General features: G+C 65.3%; 20 protein-coding genes. 19 read left to right on the top strand and 1 reads right to left on the bottom strand.

The features are described 5' to 3' along the window. The first annotated feature begins 4 nt into the window (after positions 1–4). From ACZ7CH_RS20325 to ACZ7CH_RS20235, 19 genes are all read left to right on the top strand, one after another. Positions 5–853 (top strand): SDR family NAD(P)-dependent oxidoreductase, encoded by an 849-nt coding sequence (locus ACZ7CH_RS20325; RefSeq protein WP_470374563.1) that lies wholly within the window; start codon positions 5–7, stop codon positions 851–853. A gap of 336 nt (positions 854–1,189) precedes the next feature. Beyond that, entirely contained in the window at positions 1,190–1,831 is a 642-nt protein-coding gene (locus ACZ7CH_RS20320) for a prepilin peptidase (protein WP_470374562.1), read from the top strand. Between the two features lie 198 nt (positions 1,832–2,029). Further along, entirely contained in the window at positions 2,030–2,563 is a 534-nt protein-coding gene (locus tag ACZ7CH_RS20315) for a hypothetical protein (protein ID WP_470374561.1), read from the top strand. Between the two features lie 36 nt (positions 2,564–2,599). Then, on the top strand, positions 2,600–3,412 hold the full coding sequence (locus tag ACZ7CH_RS20310; RefSeq protein WP_470374560.1) for a hypothetical protein: 813 nt from the start codon (positions 2,600–2,602) through the stop codon (positions 3,410–3,412). Between the two features lie 103 nt (positions 3,413–3,515). Further along, on the top strand, positions 3,516–4,178 hold the full coding sequence (locus ACZ7CH_RS20305) for an SAF domain-containing protein (protein WP_470374559.1): 663 nt from the start codon (positions 3,516–3,518) through the stop codon (positions 4,176–4,178). Continuing rightward, complete coding sequence (locus ACZ7CH_RS20300; protein ID WP_470374558.1) at positions 4,178–4,975, top strand: MinD/ParA family ATP-binding protein; 798 nt, start codon at positions 4,178–4,180, stop codon at positions 4,973–4,975. The genes ACZ7CH_RS20305 and ACZ7CH_RS20300 overlap by 1 nt, the downstream gene beginning before the upstream one ends. A gap of 35 nt (positions 4,976–5,010) precedes the next feature. Further along, the gene (locus ACZ7CH_RS20295) at positions 5,011–6,330 is read left to right on the top strand and encodes a CpaF family protein (protein ID WP_470374557.1); all 1,320 of its coding nucleotides are present in this window, start codon (positions 5,011–5,013) and stop codon (positions 6,328–6,330) included. Further along, complete coding sequence (locus ACZ7CH_RS20290) at positions 6,327–7,238, top strand: type II secretion system F family protein (protein ID WP_470374556.1); 912 nt, start codon at positions 6,327–6,329, stop codon at positions 7,236–7,238. The genes ACZ7CH_RS20295 and ACZ7CH_RS20290 overlap by 4 nt, the downstream gene beginning before the upstream one ends. Beyond that, a complete protein-coding gene (locus ACZ7CH_RS20285) occupies positions 7,235–8,128 on the top strand; it encodes a type II secretion system F family protein (protein WP_470374555.1) in 894 nt (297 codons plus the stop codon). Before ACZ7CH_RS20290 ends, ACZ7CH_RS20285 begins: the two co-directional genes overlap by 4 nt. After that, positions 8,128–8,349, top strand: coding sequence for a hypothetical protein (locus ACZ7CH_RS20280; RefSeq protein ID WP_470374554.1), 222 nt, complete (start codon positions 8,128–8,130; stop codon positions 8,347–8,349). The genes ACZ7CH_RS20285 and ACZ7CH_RS20280 overlap by 1 nt, the downstream gene beginning before the upstream one ends. A gap of 3 nt (positions 8,350–8,352) precedes the next feature. Continuing rightward, the gene (locus ACZ7CH_RS20275; RefSeq protein WP_470374553.1) at positions 8,353–8,763 is read left to right on the top strand and encodes a TadE/TadG family type IV pilus assembly protein; all 411 of its coding nucleotides are present in this window, start codon (positions 8,353–8,355) and stop codon (positions 8,761–8,763) included. After that, on the top strand, positions 8,760–9,203 hold the full coding sequence (locus ACZ7CH_RS20270; protein ID WP_470374552.1) for a TadE family protein: 444 nt from the start codon (positions 8,760–8,762) through the stop codon (positions 9,201–9,203). Before ACZ7CH_RS20275 ends, ACZ7CH_RS20270 begins: the two co-directional genes overlap by 4 nt. Then, complete coding sequence (locus tag ACZ7CH_RS20265) at positions 9,200–9,640, top strand: hypothetical protein (protein ID WP_470374551.1); 441 nt, start codon at positions 9,200–9,202, stop codon at positions 9,638–9,640. The genes ACZ7CH_RS20270 and ACZ7CH_RS20265 overlap by 4 nt, the downstream gene beginning before the upstream one ends. Positions 9,641–9,657: 17 nt before the next feature. Next, entirely contained in the window at positions 9,658–10,056 is a 399-nt protein-coding gene (locus ACZ7CH_RS20260) for a hypothetical protein (protein ID WP_470374550.1), read from the top strand. After that, positions 10,053–12,518, top strand: a complete 2,466-nt coding sequence (locus ACZ7CH_RS20255) for a hypothetical protein (RefSeq protein ID WP_470374549.1) — start codon at positions 10,053–10,055, stop codon at positions 12,516–12,518. Before ACZ7CH_RS20260 ends, ACZ7CH_RS20255 begins: the two co-directional genes overlap by 4 nt. Before the next feature lie 854 nt (positions 12,519–13,372). Next, positions 13,373–13,975 (top strand): hypothetical protein, encoded by a 603-nt coding sequence (locus ACZ7CH_RS20250; RefSeq protein ID WP_470374729.1) that lies wholly within the window; start codon positions 13,373–13,375, stop codon positions 13,973–13,975. Positions 13,976–14,025: 50 nt separating this feature from the next. Continuing rightward, on the top strand, positions 14,026–14,493 hold the full coding sequence (locus tag ACZ7CH_RS20245) for a hypothetical protein (RefSeq protein ID WP_470374548.1): 468 nt from the start codon (positions 14,026–14,028) through the stop codon (positions 14,491–14,493). 340 nt (positions 14,494–14,833) lie between these two features. Further along, positions 14,834–15,442, top strand: a complete 609-nt coding sequence (locus tag ACZ7CH_RS20240) for a hypothetical protein (RefSeq protein WP_470374547.1) — start codon at positions 14,834–14,836, stop codon at positions 15,440–15,442. A 42-nt stretch (positions 15,443–15,484) separates the two neighbouring features. Further along, positions 15,485–16,468, top strand: a complete 984-nt coding sequence (locus ACZ7CH_RS20235; RefSeq protein ID WP_470374546.1) for a hypothetical protein — start codon at positions 15,485–15,487, stop codon at positions 16,466–16,468. An 18-nt stretch (positions 16,469–16,486) separates the two neighbouring features. Here ACZ7CH_RS20235 and ACZ7CH_RS20230 read toward each other — a convergent pair whose 3' ends face one another. Continuing rightward, positions 16,487–17,170 (bottom strand): hypothetical protein, encoded by a 684-nt coding sequence (locus ACZ7CH_RS20230; RefSeq protein WP_470374545.1) that lies wholly within the window; start codon positions 17,168–17,170, stop codon positions 16,487–16,489. Positions 17,171–17,281 lie beyond the last annotated feature (111 nt).

Raw genomic sequence — 17,281 nt, 5'->3', positions numbered from 1 at the left:
AAGCGTGAGCTGTTTCGAGGGCAAGGTCGCGGTGGTCACCGGCGCTGCTGCGGGGATCGGGCGGGCGCTGGCGATCGAGCTCGCGCGACGTGGTGCGCGGCTCTCGCTGATCGATCAGGATGAGGACGGCCTCGAGGACGTGTCACGCCGTTGCAGAGGGCTCGGGGCGAAAGTGCTCGCCCAGGTTGTTGATGTGACCTCCTGGGAGGAGGTGCAGGCCGCAGCGGCTGCGGCCGACGTCGAGTTGGGAGGTGTCGACTCGGTGTTCGCGGCAGCCGGGATCATCCACCGCGGCAGCCTGCTGGACTCGGACGTCGCGGACATCGAACGCGTCATGGCCGTGAACTGGCGCGGCTTGATGTACACCGTCAAGGCGCATCTCGCATCCCTGGTGGGCTCGGCTGACGGCCGCGTGGTGACGTTTTCGAGTGCGTACGGCCTGATCGCCACTCCGAAGTACAGCGCGTACAACTCGTCGAAGTTCGCTGTCCGCGGCTTCAGCGAGTCTCTGCGTCAGGAGTTGGCAGCCGCGCACGCCGGCGTATCGGTTACCTGTGTGTACCCAGGGGGCGTCAGGACTTCGATCGTGCGCAACGGCCTCTTCGCGAAGGGGGAGAACCGCTATGCAGTCGTTCGCGGCTTCGAGACGAAGGTTGCACGGACCGATCCTGAAGAGGCTGCGAGCGTGGTGCTGGCGGGAGCTGAGCGACGGCGCGCGCGGGTGTTCGTCGGGGCGGATGCACGGTCGGTGGCAGTACTTGCCCGCATCCTCGGTGGCCACTACCAAGATCTTCTTCCGCGTATCGGCAAATTGCTGGGGCGTCGGAAGCGGACTTCGTCTGGCAGACGGTGATCGTGTTGGGTCGCGGGCCGACCGCCTCGGCTGCTGTTGCTTGAGCAGGATGACCGAGATGGACGAATCCGGTTGACGTGACCGGCGTCACTTCTTACTCTGGTCCAATCGGAGCAATCCGATTGGGTCGGCTCTGTCGCTATCGAGCTGATCCCTGAAACGCAGTGGTGAGGCGGCCATCGGGCTGGCCTTGAACGCGATCGGGGATCGACATGTCTCGGCGACTTCCAGCTGGCAGCAACCATCTTCTGGCGTCCGGCGCCGCTCTGCGGCGTTCGAGGCCGCGCTCAGCCGCGTGCGTCCTACCTGTCCGCCGTTCGCCCGCTGGAGCGCGTGATGTCCATGGTGCTGTCCTACTTCTTGCTCGGCGCGGTCCTGGGGCCCATGGTGGTGGTCGTCAGCTTCTCGATCGCGCGACACGAGCCGATCTCGTGGCAGCTCCTCAAGCTCGCAGGCTGGCCGACTTCGCTTGCAGCGAGCGCGTTTCTGGCTTCCGCGCTCACCTACACGACCCAAGTGAGGCCCCTGTCCGCGGCCCTCACCTCTTGGCTTCTGATCGTCGGCCTGGTGCTCGCTCTGGTCGATTGGACATGTCATCGGTTGCCACACCGGGTTGTCGGCATGTTGATGGTCGGGGCCTTGGTCCAGATCACGTTCATGGCGTGCGGTCTTCGCGAAGCCGAATCACTGGTTCGCGCTGTAACCGCTGCGGCCGCGGTGTTCGCGATCAGCCTGCTCATCTACCTCAAGTTGGGCGGTGGGCTGGGCTTCGGCGACGTCACGCTCGCTGCGGTGTCGGCTCTTTTCCTCGGGTGGCGCGGTTGGTCGTATGTCGCTTTAGGACTGACCATCAGCCTGCTGGCTGCCGGAGTCGTGACGTGGAGCTTGCTTGCTCTTCGACGGATCAGTCGCCACGATCCAGTAGCGCTCGGGCCTGCGCTGCTCGGTGGGACCGTCTGCGTGATGTTGCAGGCATGACGGAGGCGGCGTGATGCGCCTTCCACTCCGCGAACCGGATCCCGTCATCCGCCGTGAGGCTCCGCGGGCACTACGTCGAGCTACAGCGCTCTTCGCACTGATTGTTCAGCTTGCACTTGCCGACCAACTTCGGCCGGACACCAGTTTCGATCCAGCCACCTCGGCATCACCCTTCACCTTCCCGGCTTGGAGGCCTCGATGAAGCAGTCGAAGACACTGTTGCTCCTGGGAGGAGCGCTGGCGACGCTGGGCTCATGTGATCAAGGCGCCCCAACGCAAGCACCTCCGCCCGAGGCGCCTCCCGCAACGTCGAAGGCCGACGCTGCACAAGCCAGCGCAATCAGCGCGTACAGAGCGATGTGGGACAGCTTCGCGGCTGCAGGTGCCACGTCCGACTGGAGTTCTCCGCTCCTTGGTCAGCACGCGGGCGGATCGGCGCTGGAGAGGCTGAAGCAAAGCCTTCGAGCTGACCGGGACAAAGGCTTGGTCAGCAAGGGAATGCCCGTCCTGCAGCCGACCGTGACGTCCGCGGATCCGGCCGACGATCCGAGCAAAGTCATGATCTCCGACTGCGGTGACTCCACGAACTGGCTGAAGCACCGCAAAGACACCGGTGAACGGGCTGACACCGTTCCAGGAGGCCGACGGCTCATCAAGGCGGCGGTCGAGAAGCAGGCCGACGGCACGTGGAAGGTGTCCGACTACGGAGTGCACGAGGTTGGGAGTTGTTGAGCGATGAGACGTCCAACTGCCATTGCGGCTCTTGTCATGACCGGCTTTCTCGTCACACCACCAGCGCTCGCCGATGATGCCTGGGGCGGTACGAACTGCAGCCAGTCGCCTTCACCGCTGTGCGACGTCTCCGCCGGTACCCGACCGGACGGCTCGACGAGCCATGGTCAGCGTCCGGGCAACGGCACCGACCAGAACGGCACCAGCGAAGGGCTTCTCGGCTGCCGGTACGTCCCGGCCGGACCTGGCCCGGGACAAGAGACCCCGAAGGAGCCAGGCGGCTGGTTCATGCTGCTGTGCTCGCCTGACGGGAAGGACCCGGACTCGCGAGGCCCGATCTGGGTACCTGCAGCTGCCGATGCTCCGCCACCGCTGACACCCGAACAGGTAGCGCAGATCGCCCGCCGGCAGCTGCGGTTGCCAACGCCGAGGATCATGGCGAACCCGGCCGGAGACCAACTGGTGAACCTGCCCACCTGGATGTGGCTGGACCACGGTGCCTGGGCCGACATCTCGGCAACGGCTTCCGTGCCAGGTGTGTCGGTGACCGCCACCGCGCGACCCATGTCAGCCACATGGTCAATGGGAGACAGCACCTCGATCACCTGCGCCAGCGCAGGAAGTCCGTTCCCCGCGCACGGTGATCCGAGAAGTTCGTCGCCTGACTGCGGGCACACCTACAGGTCCTCGTCAGCAGGACGGCCGGGGCAGACCTTCCCGGTCACCGTCACCGTGCAGTGGACCGTCACCTGGGCCGGCGCAGGGCAGAGCGGAACGTTCCCCAACCTGTCGGCCAGTGCCTCGACCGCGTTCCGAGTGGCCGAGAGCCAGGGAATCACCACGGGCTGACCACCTCTTCCAGGCAGCCTGCGCAACAACATCCATCAATCCATGGCACGTCGATCAGCTGAACCGACGTGTCGCGATGAAGCCATGCCCGAAGGGGGCTGTGATGACCGCGACCGATACCAAAGGACAATCCGACATCTCTCCGCGCTGGGCCGCGCGAGAAGGCCGCCCGCCGACGCGGTGGAGCAATCGCCGCCGCCGCGTTCCACATCTCGTACTGGGACTCGCGTTGGTGCCCGCGTGTGCCGTCGGCGGCGCGGTCCTGGCGACCGAACTGGGCGATCGGCTGAGCGTGCTGGCGCTGGCTCGTCCGGTTGCTGCTGGTCAGATCCTGGTGGCTCAGGATCTCCGCCAGATCGATCTGACAGCGGACGTGCCGATCGAGGTGGTCGCCGCGTCCGCCGCGTCAACGGTTGTGGGGCAGCCGCTCGCGTTCAGCATGCCGGAGGGCTCTCTCGTGACGCGTTCGGTGCTGGGAGCCCTCCGGATACCGGAGCAAGGCAAGTCGATCGCCGCCGTGGGTCTCAAGCCAGGGCAGTTCCCTCCAGAGCTGTCACCGGGCACGACCGTTGCTGTCCTGCTCGCTCCGCAGCAGGCAGAGGCGACGCCGAAGTCCTGGACGGCGGTGGTGCTCGGAGTCGCCGAACGCGAGAACGAGCAGACCACCGTTGTGTCCTTGCGCATGTCCGAGCCGGACGGTCGCGCCATGTCGTTGGCGCCGGCGGGCCAGCTGAGCCTGCTCGTGATCGCGGGAGGGAACCGCTGATGCTCATCGCCGTCTGCTCGTTGAAGAGTTCTCCAGGGGTCACCACCCTCGCGGTGGCGCTGGGTGCGCGGTGGCCGGGACCGCAGGTGCCGATCGTCGTGGAGGCCGACCCCGCCGGAGGTGACCTGCTGACCCGCTTTCGGCTGAGTGCCGAACCGACCCTGGTCGGCTTGGCCACCGCGACCCGCGCCCGCGGTGACGCGGGTCCGGACCAGTTGGCGTGCCATGCGCAACTTCTGCCTGGCGGACTGCGTGTGGTGCCGGGCGCGGTGGAAGCGGAACAAGCCCAGGCGGCGCTGAGCCTCCTGGCGAACGGCTCGTCATCGCTCCTTCGCCGGGCCGGTGACCGGCCGGACACCGTCGTCATCGTCGACTGCGGACGCGTGGACCCGGATTCTCCGGCGTTGTCGATCATTCGCAGCGCGGACGCGATGGTGCTCCTGTCGAGGCCACGTGACGACGAGCTGGCTCACGTTGCGCTCAAGCTCCAGGCTGCGCAGCGGTGGTCACGGAGACCGTGCTTCGTCCTGGTCGGCCACGGCCACAGTGCGAACTACGTGTCCCAGGAACTGCGCATCCCGGTGATGGCGCACATACCGCAGGACGCCAAAGGCGCGGATGCCTTGTGCGGCCGAGGACGAGGCCGGTACGGACCGAGCAAGTCGCTGCTGGGGCGGGCGGCGGCCAAGCTGGCGCTCAGTCTGCAGACCTGCATGAACGCCTCCGCCAGCCAGTTGGCGCCAGTCGCCGCGTTGCGCCCTGTTCTACAGCCGAGCCAGAACGGAGCGGTGTCGTGACCATGACGCACCAGGTGACCGGTGAAGGGGCTGCGGTGGACCGTCTCCGTCACCACCTGCGCAGTTCGCTGTCTGAACAGCTCAGCGAGCGCGTCCGGAACGACGAGGCTGCTGGACGACCGCCGCTGGACGCACGTCAGCGACGACGGCTGGCAGAAGCGATCCTCACCGACGCCGCAGAGGCCCATGCCCGCACCGAGCTCCACAACACCGCGGCCGGAGGAATGCTGGTCGCGCCCGATGTCGAGCAGCGCCTGATCAGCCAGGTGCTCGACGAGATCTTCGGCATGGCCGGCCTCGAACCGCTGCTGGCCGATCGCGGGATCGAGAACATCAACATCAACGGCGAGCGCGTCTTCGTCAGGTGCGCCGACGGCACTCGCAAGCAACTGCCGCCCGTGGTCGGATCCGATACCGAGCTGGTCGACCTCATCCGCGACCTTGCCGCCCGGTCCGGGGTCGAGGAACGCAGGTTCGACCGCGGCTCACCGATCGTGAACTTCCAGCTGCCCGGCGGCGAACGGGTGTCCGCCGTCATGGCGGTAACCGTGCGGCCCTCGGTGTCGATCCGCAGGCACCGCTTCAGCCGAGTGGACTTGGCCCACCTCAGAACGCTCGGAACCATCGACCTCGCCCTGGAGAGCTTTCTGGCCGGCCTCGTGCGGGCCAGACGCAACATCCTGGTCACCGGCGGCACGTCGATCGGCAAGACGACGATGCTGCGAGGCCTGGCGTCTGCTATCCCCTCGTGGGAACGACTCGTCACCATCGAGGACGTCTTCGAACTCGGCCTGGACGAGGACATCGACCTTCACCCGGACGTCGTGGCGCTTCAAGCGCGCGAACCGAACATCGAGGGCCAAGGCGGGATCTCGATGTCCGACCTGGTGTGGCAGTCGCTGCGGATGAGCCCTGACCGGGTCATCGTGGGCGAGGTCCGCGGCCCGGAGGTCATCCCGCTCACGAACGCGATGTCCATGGGCAACGACGGCTCGATGGGCACCCTGCACGCGAGCTCCAGCCAGGGCGCGTTCACCAAGCTCGCCGCGTACGCCGTGCAGGGACCTGAGCGGCTGTCGATCGAGGCGACCAACTTGCTCGTCGCTTCCGCGCTGCACTTCGTCGTGCACCTCGACAAGCCACGCGACGAGAACAGCAAACGTGTCGTGTCGTCGGTGAGAGAGGTGGTCGGTGCCGAGGGAGCCCAGATCATCAGCAACGAGTGCTGGCGTCCAGGCCCAGACAGGCGTGCCGTGCCCGCTGCACCCCTGCGCACCGACACCCTCGACCTGCTCGTCGAAGCGGGCTTCGACCCGGACCTGTGCGGGCGGCGCGATGGCTGGTGGAGGCCATGACCTCGACCACTTTGCTCTTCGGTCTGCTCAGCGCGGGCGTGGCGGTGGGCGTTCTGTTGATCGCCGCCGGACTGCACGGGCGACCCGACGAGGTGATTGCCCGGCAGCGACGCAGGACCGCGGTGCGACTCGACCAGAAGACCCTCGGGCGCTTGGTTGTAGCGCTGGTCGCCGGGATCGGTACGGGCCTGGTCACCGGATGGGTCGTCGGTGGTCTCCTGAGCGTGCTCGCTGTGCTCGGGCTACCGCGGATCCTCGGATCGAACGTTGATCACCATCGTCAGCTCGAACGGATCGAGGCGATCGCCAGTTGGACAGAGATGCTGCGCGACACCCTCGTAGCCGCGGCCGGTCTTGAACAGGCGATCCTCGCCACCGCGGCTACCTCTCCCGCGCCGATCCGCGACGAGATCGCTGATCTCGCGGTGAGGCTCGAGCGCGGCGAACGCCTGGCGGCAGGGCTCCGTGACCTCGCCGAGCAACTTCGTGACCCGACCGCGGACCTGGTCGTGTCCGCGCTGGTGCTGGCCTCCGAGCAGCAGGCCCGTCAGCTCGCAGACCTGCTCGGCGAGCTGGCTGTCGAGGCGCGCGAGCAGGCGACGATGCGGATGCGCGTTGACGCGGGCCGCGCTCGCACACGGACGAGCGTGCGGGTCATCGTCATCACCACCCTCCTGTTCGCGGTCGGCCTCGTCGTGCTCAACCGCCCCTACCTCAGCCCGTTCGACTCGGCGCCCGGCCAGCTCGCGCTCCTGCTCGTCGGGGCGCTGTTCGTGACCGCCTTCGCCTGGTTGGCGAGGATTTCGCGGTTTCGTGCACCGGAGCGGTTCCTCACGGAACTGGGTGTCATCCGGACGTCCGAGCCCAGTGCTGACGATCTGGTCGGCGGCCGAGGAGCAACGACATGATCGGCATGGCTTTGTGGGGCGCCGGCCTCGGACTCGGACTGTGGATGCTCGCGACGTACGCATTCCCGCCGCGGCCCTCGCTCCGCGCTCTCGTCGACCAGCTGCAGGCGGAGCCCACGCCACCCCCGATCCTCCTCGCGAACTCGTCCGGCTGGGTGTTGAACGTCGGCAAGCCCTTCGTCACCGTTCTGGCTTCGGTCGGATTGCCGAGCACGTCGAGCCGGACTGATCTCGCCGTCATCGGCAAGAGCGTCAGCCAGCAGCTGGCGGAGAAAGCGACTCTCGCGCTGGTCGGTTTTCTGCTGCCTTCGCTGGTCCAGCTCGTCCTGGTGATGACCGGCATCGGCATTGGCTGGGAGATCCCGCTCGCCGCCGGAGTCTTGTTCGGTGTGAGCGGCTTCCTGCTGCCTGACATCCAGGTCCGTCGCGAGGCCGAACGACGTCGTTCGACTTTCAGACTCGCCTTGTCCGCCTACCTCAACCTGATCCGCGTTCTGCTGGCCGGCGGCGCCGGAGTTGACGGTGCGCTGAACCTCGCGGTGGGCGTGGGCCGAGGCTGGGCGTTCGACCAGCTGCGGCACGCGCTCGTCACGGCGAAGCTCACCAGAACCACCCCTTGGTCGGCACTTCGCAGGCTCGGTGCCGAGCTGAGCGTGCAGCAGCTCGCCGAGCTCGCCGCGTCGGTGAGCCTTGCCGGCACCGAAGGCGCGCGCGTTCGCGCCAGCCTCGCAGCGAAAGCAGCTGCACTTCGCGCGAGAGAGCTCACCCTCATCGAGGGCGAGGCGCAGGCGGCCACTGAACGGATGAGCGTTCCCGTGGTGCTGCTCTGCGCAGGCTTCCTGGTTTTCATCGGCTTTCCAGCGATCGCGAACGTGCTGGAAGGGCTCTGATGAACAACTCTACTCAGGACAGTTGGGAGAAGCTGATGTTCACCGAGATCCAGTTCCTCGTCGTCTACGTCCGAGCCGGTCTGGAACGGCTGCGTCGCGACGATCGCGGCTACTCGACCGAGTTCGTCGTCAGCACCGCCTTGGTGGTGTCTGCGGCGATCGCGGTCGTGGCGATCATCGTCGCCAAGGCCGTCCAGAAGGCCAACAGCATCGAGATGTAGGCGATGACGATGCTCCGGCTCATTCAGCGGGTTTGTGTTGACCAGCGGGGAAGTGGCACAGCCGAACTCGCACTGGCGGCGCCGCTGCTGTTCCTGTTGTTCCTGCTGATCGCGCAGTTCGCGTTGTACATGCACGCGACTCACATCGCTCAGACCGCAGCCGCATACGGCTTGTCTGCAGCCCGTGTCTCGGGCGGCAGCGCGGGTGCCGGGAACGCCGCTGGGCAACAGGTGCTCTCGCAGCTTGGCAGCAAGTCTCTGCAGGCTGCTTCCGTGTCTGCCCAGCGGGGCTCAGCTCAAGTATCCGTGCATGTTCGCGGGAAGGCGGTCAGCGTGGTTCCGCTCGTGTCCCTCGCAGTCCACGCCGAGGCTGTCGGGCCAGTTGAGAAGTTCACCCTGGCGGTGTCGCCATGACCTTGACCGTCGCCGACGCACGAACGCGACTGCGCGATGACCGCGGTTCTGCTGCGGCCGAGCTCGCCTTGGTCGCGCCGTTGATGATCCTCTTGCTGCTCTTCGTCGTGTTCTGCGGACGTCTGGCAGCATCGCAGCTGCGGATCAGCGACGTCGCGCACCAAGCCGCTCGAGCGGCTACTGCGGCTCGAACACCAGCGCAGGCAGACGCTGCAGCTCAAGCGACCGCGGCGGATGCACTGGCCGCAGCCGGGGTCACCTGCAGGACGCTGACGGTGCGCACCGATTCGGCTGGGTTGCGGCCTGGCTCGACGGTGACCGTCACCGTCTGGTGCATCGTCGACCTCCACGACCTGGCAGGGCTGGGCGTGCCAGGAACTCGCACGCTCAGCTGCAGCTTCTCGTCGGTCGTCGACTCCTGGAGAGGAACGGCGCCATGAGGGCGTGCATCGAGCTGAGGCAGCAGGTGGAACGACTCCGCAGCGACCAGCACGGCCGAGTTGCCGCGTACGTGGTCGTCACGACGGTTGCCGCGCTGGCGTTCGGTGGGCTCGTTCTGGACGGTGGGCTCGCGCTGGCAGCCAAGGTTCGCGCGGTGGGACAGGCACAAGAAGCGGCGCGAGCTGGAGCGCAGGAAATCGACCTGGCGGCATATCGCCGGAACGGTGCCCTGCGACTGGATCCAAGCCGCGCCCTCACCGCCGCGCGCAACCACCTGGCCGCCGGTCAGCACGCTGGCTCGGTCTCCGTCGTCGGCAACACCGTGGACGTCACCGTGACGATCCATCAACGCACGCAACTTCTCGGCTTGGTCTCGGTCGACACGATCACCGTCACAGGACGAGGCGAGGCACAACCGCAACGCGGAACCTTTTAACAGGAAGGGAAACGAAGATGGCGACAACCGATGACATCGCCCGCCGGGTCGAAGAAGCTGACTCTGCCCGCAGCGCCCGGCGAACCAAAGCCGCCCAGCTCGTTGGCGAACTGGCACGTGAACGCGCGGAGGTGGTCCGTCGGCTCGTGGACATCGATCAACAGATCGGTGACGTCATCGCCGAGAGCAGCGATGTGATCAGCATCGCCGAGCTGGCGAAGTTCACGGACGTTGCGGCCGCCGAGTTCACCCAGATCCTCGACGGGCGCAAGCAGCCCCGCGCGAGGCGCCGACGTGCCTCTGCGGGAGCAGCCGCCGGGCGACGGGACCGAACACCGCGCCCACCCGCCTCGCTCAAACTCGTGACCTCCTCAGCGCCTGGTTCCGATGCCGTGGAGGAAGCAGGCACATCATGACCGGCGGCCGCCGGTCGGCGTTGCGCAGCTGCGTTGAGATCGTGCGAGGGGTGGTGGCGTTCGTTGCCCTTTCAGCCCTGGTCGTGGGCCTGCCTTGGGCGCTGGTGCACTTCGTGGGCTGGCCGCTCCCAGACAGCATGCCGAGCTGGGACGACGTACGAGCGACGTTGCTGAGCCCGATGAGCGGTCAGTTCTTCATCAACGCATTGACGATCGTCTGTTGGACCACCTGGCTCTTCTTCACCCTGTCCTTGCTGCATTCCGCCGTCGAGATCGGTCGCGGAGTCGCCTGGTCGTCGATCCGTGCACGTGGGCCGCTACAAGCTCTTGCGGCCACGCTCATCGGCGCGGTGGTGCTGACGCTCCTGGGCAACAGGGCCTTGGCGACCACGTCGGTTGCTACGACAGAAGCGCAAGGTTCCGAGCCGACGGTCGCCGCGGTTGCGCCGATGACCCCTGGCCACGTTCGGGTCGTTGATGAAGTCCGACCTCCGCACAACGGGATTCACGACAGCCTGTGGCGCGTTGCTGAACGCGTCTACGGGCCGGGCGACGGCCGGCGGTGGCCGGAGCTCTACCAGCTCAACCGCGGCGTCGAGCAGGCTGACGGCCGTTCTCTCGTCACTCCGGACCTCGTGCATCCGGGCTGGAAGATCACCGCGCACGTTCCCGCACCGTTTGAAGAGCGGCCCCCAGAACAAGTTCCGTCGCCGACCAGCGAGCCGCCTCCCACAACACCTGCCACGGTGGCACCAGCGCGTGAGCCACACGGCGAGCAGGTAGAGCGGGGTCTGGATCTGATGACCGGCGTGTACGTGAGCGCCGGCTTGGCAGGAACGATCTTGGCGGTGCTGACAACGGCGAAGATGCGGCACAGGCGCCGATATCGCATAGGCAGCGGTGAGCGCGCTGACCTTGAGCTGCCGGACGCCCCTGTGGTTCGCGCACTGCGAACCACACATCAGGCCGGCGTGGACCGACAACTCGACGTCGTCGTACTCGAGCCGGACGGGGCCGTACCGGTCGGTGCGCGCCAGGGAGCCGAGGTCGCCGTCAACCTCGCCAGCACATGCGGTCTGGGTCTGGCAGGCCCTGGTGCCGCCGCGGCTGTTCGAGCGATCCTGTTGCACCTGCTTGCCGCGCCGCGGCCTCACGACGACCTCCGCGTTCTCATGCCTGCCGAGGATCTTCATCTGATCTTCGACGGTGCGGATGTCCAAGATCTGCCGCGGGCCGTCGAAGTCGTCACCTCGCTCGACGTCGCGCTGGACGAACTGGAAGCCACGCTGCTGACCCGCACACGTCAAGCACTCAACGATCCGCAGCCCGCCTGGGCTCCGATGGTCCTCGTTGCCCGCTCCGCTGTGCTGAACGAGCGTCGGTTGAGGGCTGTGCTGGACAATGGATCCGCTTTCGGCCTGGCCGGCGTTCTCCTCGGCCAATGGCGTTCCGGCGCGACGGTCAACGTGCGGGTGGACGGCAGCGTGAGCGCGACCAGCCCTGGACTCGGAGACGAACTCGCCGGCACAAGGCTGTTCACCCTGCCCGTTGGGGACGCCAGCGACCTGCTTGCGGTGCTTCGCGGGGTGGAGGTGGTTTCGGAGGCTGAGCAGCACGAGACCTCCGCGTGGCAGGAGAACGCGTGCACCGTGCCGAGCGTCGTCGTGACGCGGCCTCGGCTGTTCATGAAGGTGTTCGGCCGGTTCCAGCTCGCGTTCGCGCAGTCCGACTCGGGGGATCGCATCGATCTCAGCAGCCTGTTCACCCCGAAGCAGCGTGAGGTCCTCGTCCACCTGGCACTGCACGCGCAAGGTGTCCGACGCGAAGCCCTGAACGAGGCCGTGTGGCCGGACAGTCGGCCTCCGCGGCCTTACAACTCGTTCCACAACACGCTGTCGGTGCTGCGTCGCGTCCTTGCTGAGGCCACGGACGGCTCGATGACGAACGTCGTCCTGAACAACGGGGGCCGCTACCAGCTCAACCAAGAGCTCGTGGAGGTGGACCTCTGGGAGTTCCAACAGCTGCTTGAGGGCGCGCAGGCCGCAGACACCGGTCGTGGACCTCGCTTGCAACGTGCCGTCGAGCTGTACGAGGGAGACCTCGCAGAGGACCTGCTGTCCGCGTGGGTGGAGCCACTTCGTGAATCCGTGCGTCGTGACGCGCTGGACGCGCTCAGCGCCCTGATCAACGACCCAGGCGCGGCACCGGGGACGGTGCTGGCGCTGCTTGAGCGGGCGCGCACGCTCGACCGCTACAACGAGGGCATCTACCACGACATCATGCGCACGCAAGCACTTCTTGGACAACACACTGCAGTGCCGCGAACCCTCGCCCTGTTGACGGCGACGCTCGGCGAGATCGACGAAGAGCCCGATCCCGAGACGCGCAATCTCGCCCAGCACCTCCAGCGCCACAGCAGCGAGACGTTGCTCGATCCCGTTGCACGCGCAGCCGCGTTCTGAGCGGAGGAATTCGTCTCCGTCAGGATTATGCCTCCGCCTGGATGTGGATTCATTCAGCCTGCTGAGCCAGTCGGAGAACTCACCGCGAGCTACTTCCGCTGTGGCGACAGCCTCACATTGATCAGAACTCACTGGATTGGGGGAGGCAGTGGAACGCATTGTGCGCCGCTCTGGAAAATCGACTACCGTTATATCGTGCTTAGGGACAAAGTGGTGGCCAACGCGTCTCACTCCGCCGAACGTCGCCGGGCCGCCTGGTAACCAGATGTGCTCGCTATCGCACCCGAAAGCCTGAATCGTAGTCGAACATGTCCTCTGAACAACCTGGGATCCTCGTAACTCGTGGCCGGGGTTCCACGTTCAGCTGGGCTTCCAGGCGGAGGGCCAGCGCAAGGTCCTACCTGGTTTCCTTCTAGATCGGTAGCTGGCGAAGGTGGCTGAGCCCCTGGTCAGATGCGTTTCGGGGTTGCCGATGCTGGGCCCGACTCGGTAGCCGGCAGGCGTTTGAGCAGTCGGTGTGTGGTTGGTGGCGGTTGACGACCCTGCGTTCTGGGGTCTCCGTTTATGCGAACTTTTATTCTTGGGACGACGTCTCCGGTGAATACGTAATTGCTTTGTTTGATTTACATATTTTAGTCTTTCGGTGTTCCCGTCTTGATGTCGTCCGCAGTTTGCGGGCTCGCTGTTCCGATGATCTCTGATCGATGTTCACCGCAGCTAAAGAATCATGGAATCGCACAGGTAATCTATTGAGCATTGGTTGCTTTGGTGCTATCGTAGATGTATAGCGAGACGGGTTCGCACCCCACATGTTTCGCAACCACACAAACTCGATAATCACGGGAGTGGTCATCATGGCTGATGTCATGGTTACCGCGTGGAGCAACGGCGATGGTTGGCTCAGTGTTGATACCGCTGAGTGGATCGCCGAACGCGCGGAACGCTGCGAGGAACTCACTGACGATCTGCGTGAGTGGATGGATGAGAACGGGCACCGGTACCCCACCTCGGACGTGCTGGTCCTGTGGGCGACAGAGCGAGTCGGGGAAGGCCCCGCGGGCCTGTACGGCGACGGGCAGTTCTGGGCGCACAACACGTGCAACGTCGAGAACATCCTGTCTGATGATCTTGGATTCGTGGTGTTCTCGGCCGGCGGAGAGCTGGGCGACCTGATGGTGACGATGAGCGGTGACGGAGGCATGTACGGCCAACCTGAGGTCTACCGCGACACCACCAGCGACACCGCTCACTGGGCGGACTACGCGCACGCGTTCGGTCGCTGCGCGAACGGTCACGAGTGGGAGACCGACGACGGGTACCGGCTGCACCGGTGCGACGGGGGAGCTGCCGACGGCTCTCCGACCATCAGCGGTCAAGCGCGAGTGCCGTTCGGGGATCCCGAGCGCGCCTACATCGCGTGCCCGGAGTGCCGCAGGGCGCTCCGGTTCACGGCCTGAGCTACCGACTTCTCAGCTCTCGATCTTCCCTTCACTCGATGAGGTGTGCCATGTCCGCCACGCTCTACGTTGATCACGAAAACCCGCTGTTCGTCGAGGATGACTCCGTCACCGTCTCCGTTGAGTTCCCGGATGACGTCAACTCCGGTCTTCGCTGTACACGGTGCGGAGAGACCGTTGTTGAAGTCGCGCAGGGCTATGCAACGGAGACGGGAGACGTTGCGTGCGTCCCGGACGATGAGGACGGGGAGGAGGTGGCCCCACACCTTCCGGAACGAACTCCGTTGTCCTGGGCGAACTCGGCGAAGATCGATGCGAACGAGTTCGACGACTCCGTGACGGTGTCGATCAGTGTCGGTGACCCGCGCGGAGCGTTCTGCCTCACCGTACGGCGAGTCCCCGACGACGCGTGCGGTGATCTCGCCGGGCGGTTGGTCCTGCACGTCCCGTACTCCGGTGAGTCGTGTCCACACATGCGGCTGACTGCGCTGCATCCCGGGACGTTCGTGCTCGGCTGACCAGCCCTATACCGGGTTGGCCGGTCCTCAACGGCCTGCCAACGCGCACGGCAAACGGTTGCGCCGGAGATGATGCGCAACCGCTGTGCACGGCGTGAACGCGGAGATCGGAACGGGGCTACGCTGCAGAAGCCCTCCTGTTCGCAGGCGGGTTTGTGTGGTGGCCGGCGGGGGTGCGACACCTCCGCTGCGAGGTGCCCCGTCGGCCCGCACCTACCTTCTTCAAGCGCCACCTCCCGCGCGCAAAGGCGAGTTCCGCTTCGCCTCCGTTCGCGCCCAGGTCGGCGATCTAGATTTCCTGATCTTCGCTCGTGAGAGCAAGTTGAACTAGGGGACCGTCATGGCTGACGTCACCGTTTCACCGCTGGGAACCAACGGGAAGTGGCTTTTGGTCGACACCGCCGAGTGGATTGCCGACCGTGCAGAACTGAGCCAGACCCTCACAGATGATCTCCGCACTTGGATGCGAGAGAACGGCTTGGCAACTGTGAGTGCCGACATCGTGGTCAAGTGGATCAACCACCGCACGGGATCCGACCCGGTAGCACCGGACGGCGAGGGCACTGCATTCTGGTGCGAGGACACGCGTGAGTACTGCACGCTCTTGGCCGAGGACTTCAAGTTCATGGTGTTCAAGGCAGGTGAGGAACTCGGGTCCTTCATGGTCGTTCTCGAAGGTGGACCGCACTTCTTCCCGGATCTGCCGGTGGTCTACGTCAACGCATCGGACGACGTGGATGTCTGGTCCGAGTACTCGCAAGCGATGGCCGGCTGTCGGGCCGGGCACGAGTGGGTGACGGTCGACAGTGTGGTCCTGCAGCCCGGTCGAGCGAACTACGCGCCTGTAACCACAGAGATCAGCGGCCTTGTCCGCACACCCGACGACGATCGAGATCAGGCCTACGCCGCCTGCCCGCTGTGTCGGTGCCCGTTGACCTTCGATGCATGAGCAGCGGATCTATCGCGCCGTGCGCGAACAACCTTCCCTTTGATGCCAGTACATCCGTTAGACGTACCTGAGGGGGCCCTCGTGCTGAGTGCAGCTCCGATCCTTCTGATCACCAGTCAACCGGAGTTCCGCTACGTGATCGATGACTGCGTCAGTGGCGCTCGTGTAGCAGTTCGTCCACCTGGGACAGTGTCCGTGCGAGCCTGGCTTGCGGCCGCGGTGGTCTTGATCGACGGTGCCGACGTCGTGGAGGTGCGCGACGAATACCTACCTCGGCGACCGAAGGTGTACGTCGTGATGGGCGCTGATACCTGCGAATCCGTGCGCCCGAACGCTTTCGAGCTGGGCGCTGGGTTGATGTGTTTGCCTGAAGACACGGCGACCCTGGCGAGCATCCTCAACAACGTCCCCGCGCCAGCCCTGACCATCGCGGTGACAGGCCTTCCGGGTGATGACGGCACGGCCCGGAACACCGTCAGCGCGACACTGGCGGCCGAGTTCCTCAGTCGCCGACGAAGCGTCGCGGTCCTCGCAACGCCCACCACGGCCAAGGAAGCGGCACTCGCCAAGGACGCTCTGCAGGCACCCTTCGACCGCCAGACTCTGAGCGGGTGTCGTCTGGTCGTGCCCACGACCACCGCCGACCACGTCCGCCCACAGGACGTCGTGGCGCTGCTGACCGATCTGCAGGACTCTCAGGACTTCATCGTGGCGAACGTTCCGCCTTCGGCTCGTCCGGCGGACGCACTCGTGATCGGGTGGGCGGACATCGTCGTCACCGCTACGACGGCGGCGGAACTGCTGCGCTGCTACGACGATGGCCTTCGGAGATCTGATCTCGAACCCGACGCGTGCATGCGGTTGCTTGTTCTTGCTGCTGATAATCAGGAAGTGGCCGCCGTTGAGGCCGCGGCCCTTCAGATCGGTTTCGGTGCACTAGACATCGTTATGGTCGACCGTCAGTCCGGCGGTCGGGTCGTCCGCGATGAGACGTTCCGCCGACGCTGCGTACGAGTACTTGATTAGGTCTGAAGGATTGTTCTATCAACCTTGCGGTGAGTTCTGTCGACCAAATTTGGGATCAATCATCACGGCGAGGCCAGTAATCAAGAAGACTATTGTCAGCAGGAGGGTCTCGGGAGGGAATAGCGGGCGTATTGACATGAGCCTAGCTCTGTCCGGAATTGTGGTGGCGTCGATCATTGCCAGCCCAAATCCTGCAATTAACCAGCCGCCGATGCTTGCCGTTCCTGATCTGATTCTCTTAGCGCGCAGCAGAGTTCCACCGATATAGGCCAGGTATAGCGATACGACTCCAACTGCAACCGACATGATCGCGACACCGACAAGCCACGTTCCTTGGGCTACTTTCGCAACTGTGCCGGCTGTGATGGCAACGTTAGCCATAACGCCAACCGTCAAGGCTGCGCCTCTGAATGCGCTTGTGAACCTCATGTTTGCGATGAGGTTTCGATCGTGTTTCATGGTCGCATTTGTATTCGCAGCTGCTGTAAACCTGGTGCTGTCCGCAGGCTGGCCGGCTATCCAGGTCACTGCCGCTGCAATGAACGCTGCAGAAATAGCGCCGGAGAAGGCTGTCGCCAATTCCCATCGGTCGCCATCGTCCTTCGGGAGTCCAGCAAAATCTACTGCTCGGACGAGTGCTGTGCACCCAATGAAGATCACGGCGGTGGCCAGAATAAGGCCCAGCCAGCCAAGGATCGGCACGCTGTTCAAGCGACTCGAGTTGTCGAGTCGCCTAAGATTACTAACCACTGCAGCACCCGCCCTCGCCTACATGGCAACCAGCTGATTATCGCGCAAAGGTGGTATGGCGTT

Source organism: Lentzea sp. NPDC037011, assembly GCF_055607425.1.
The sequence above is the reverse complement of the archived record's forward strand: the minus strand, read 5'-3'. Positions and strand labels throughout refer to the sequence as shown.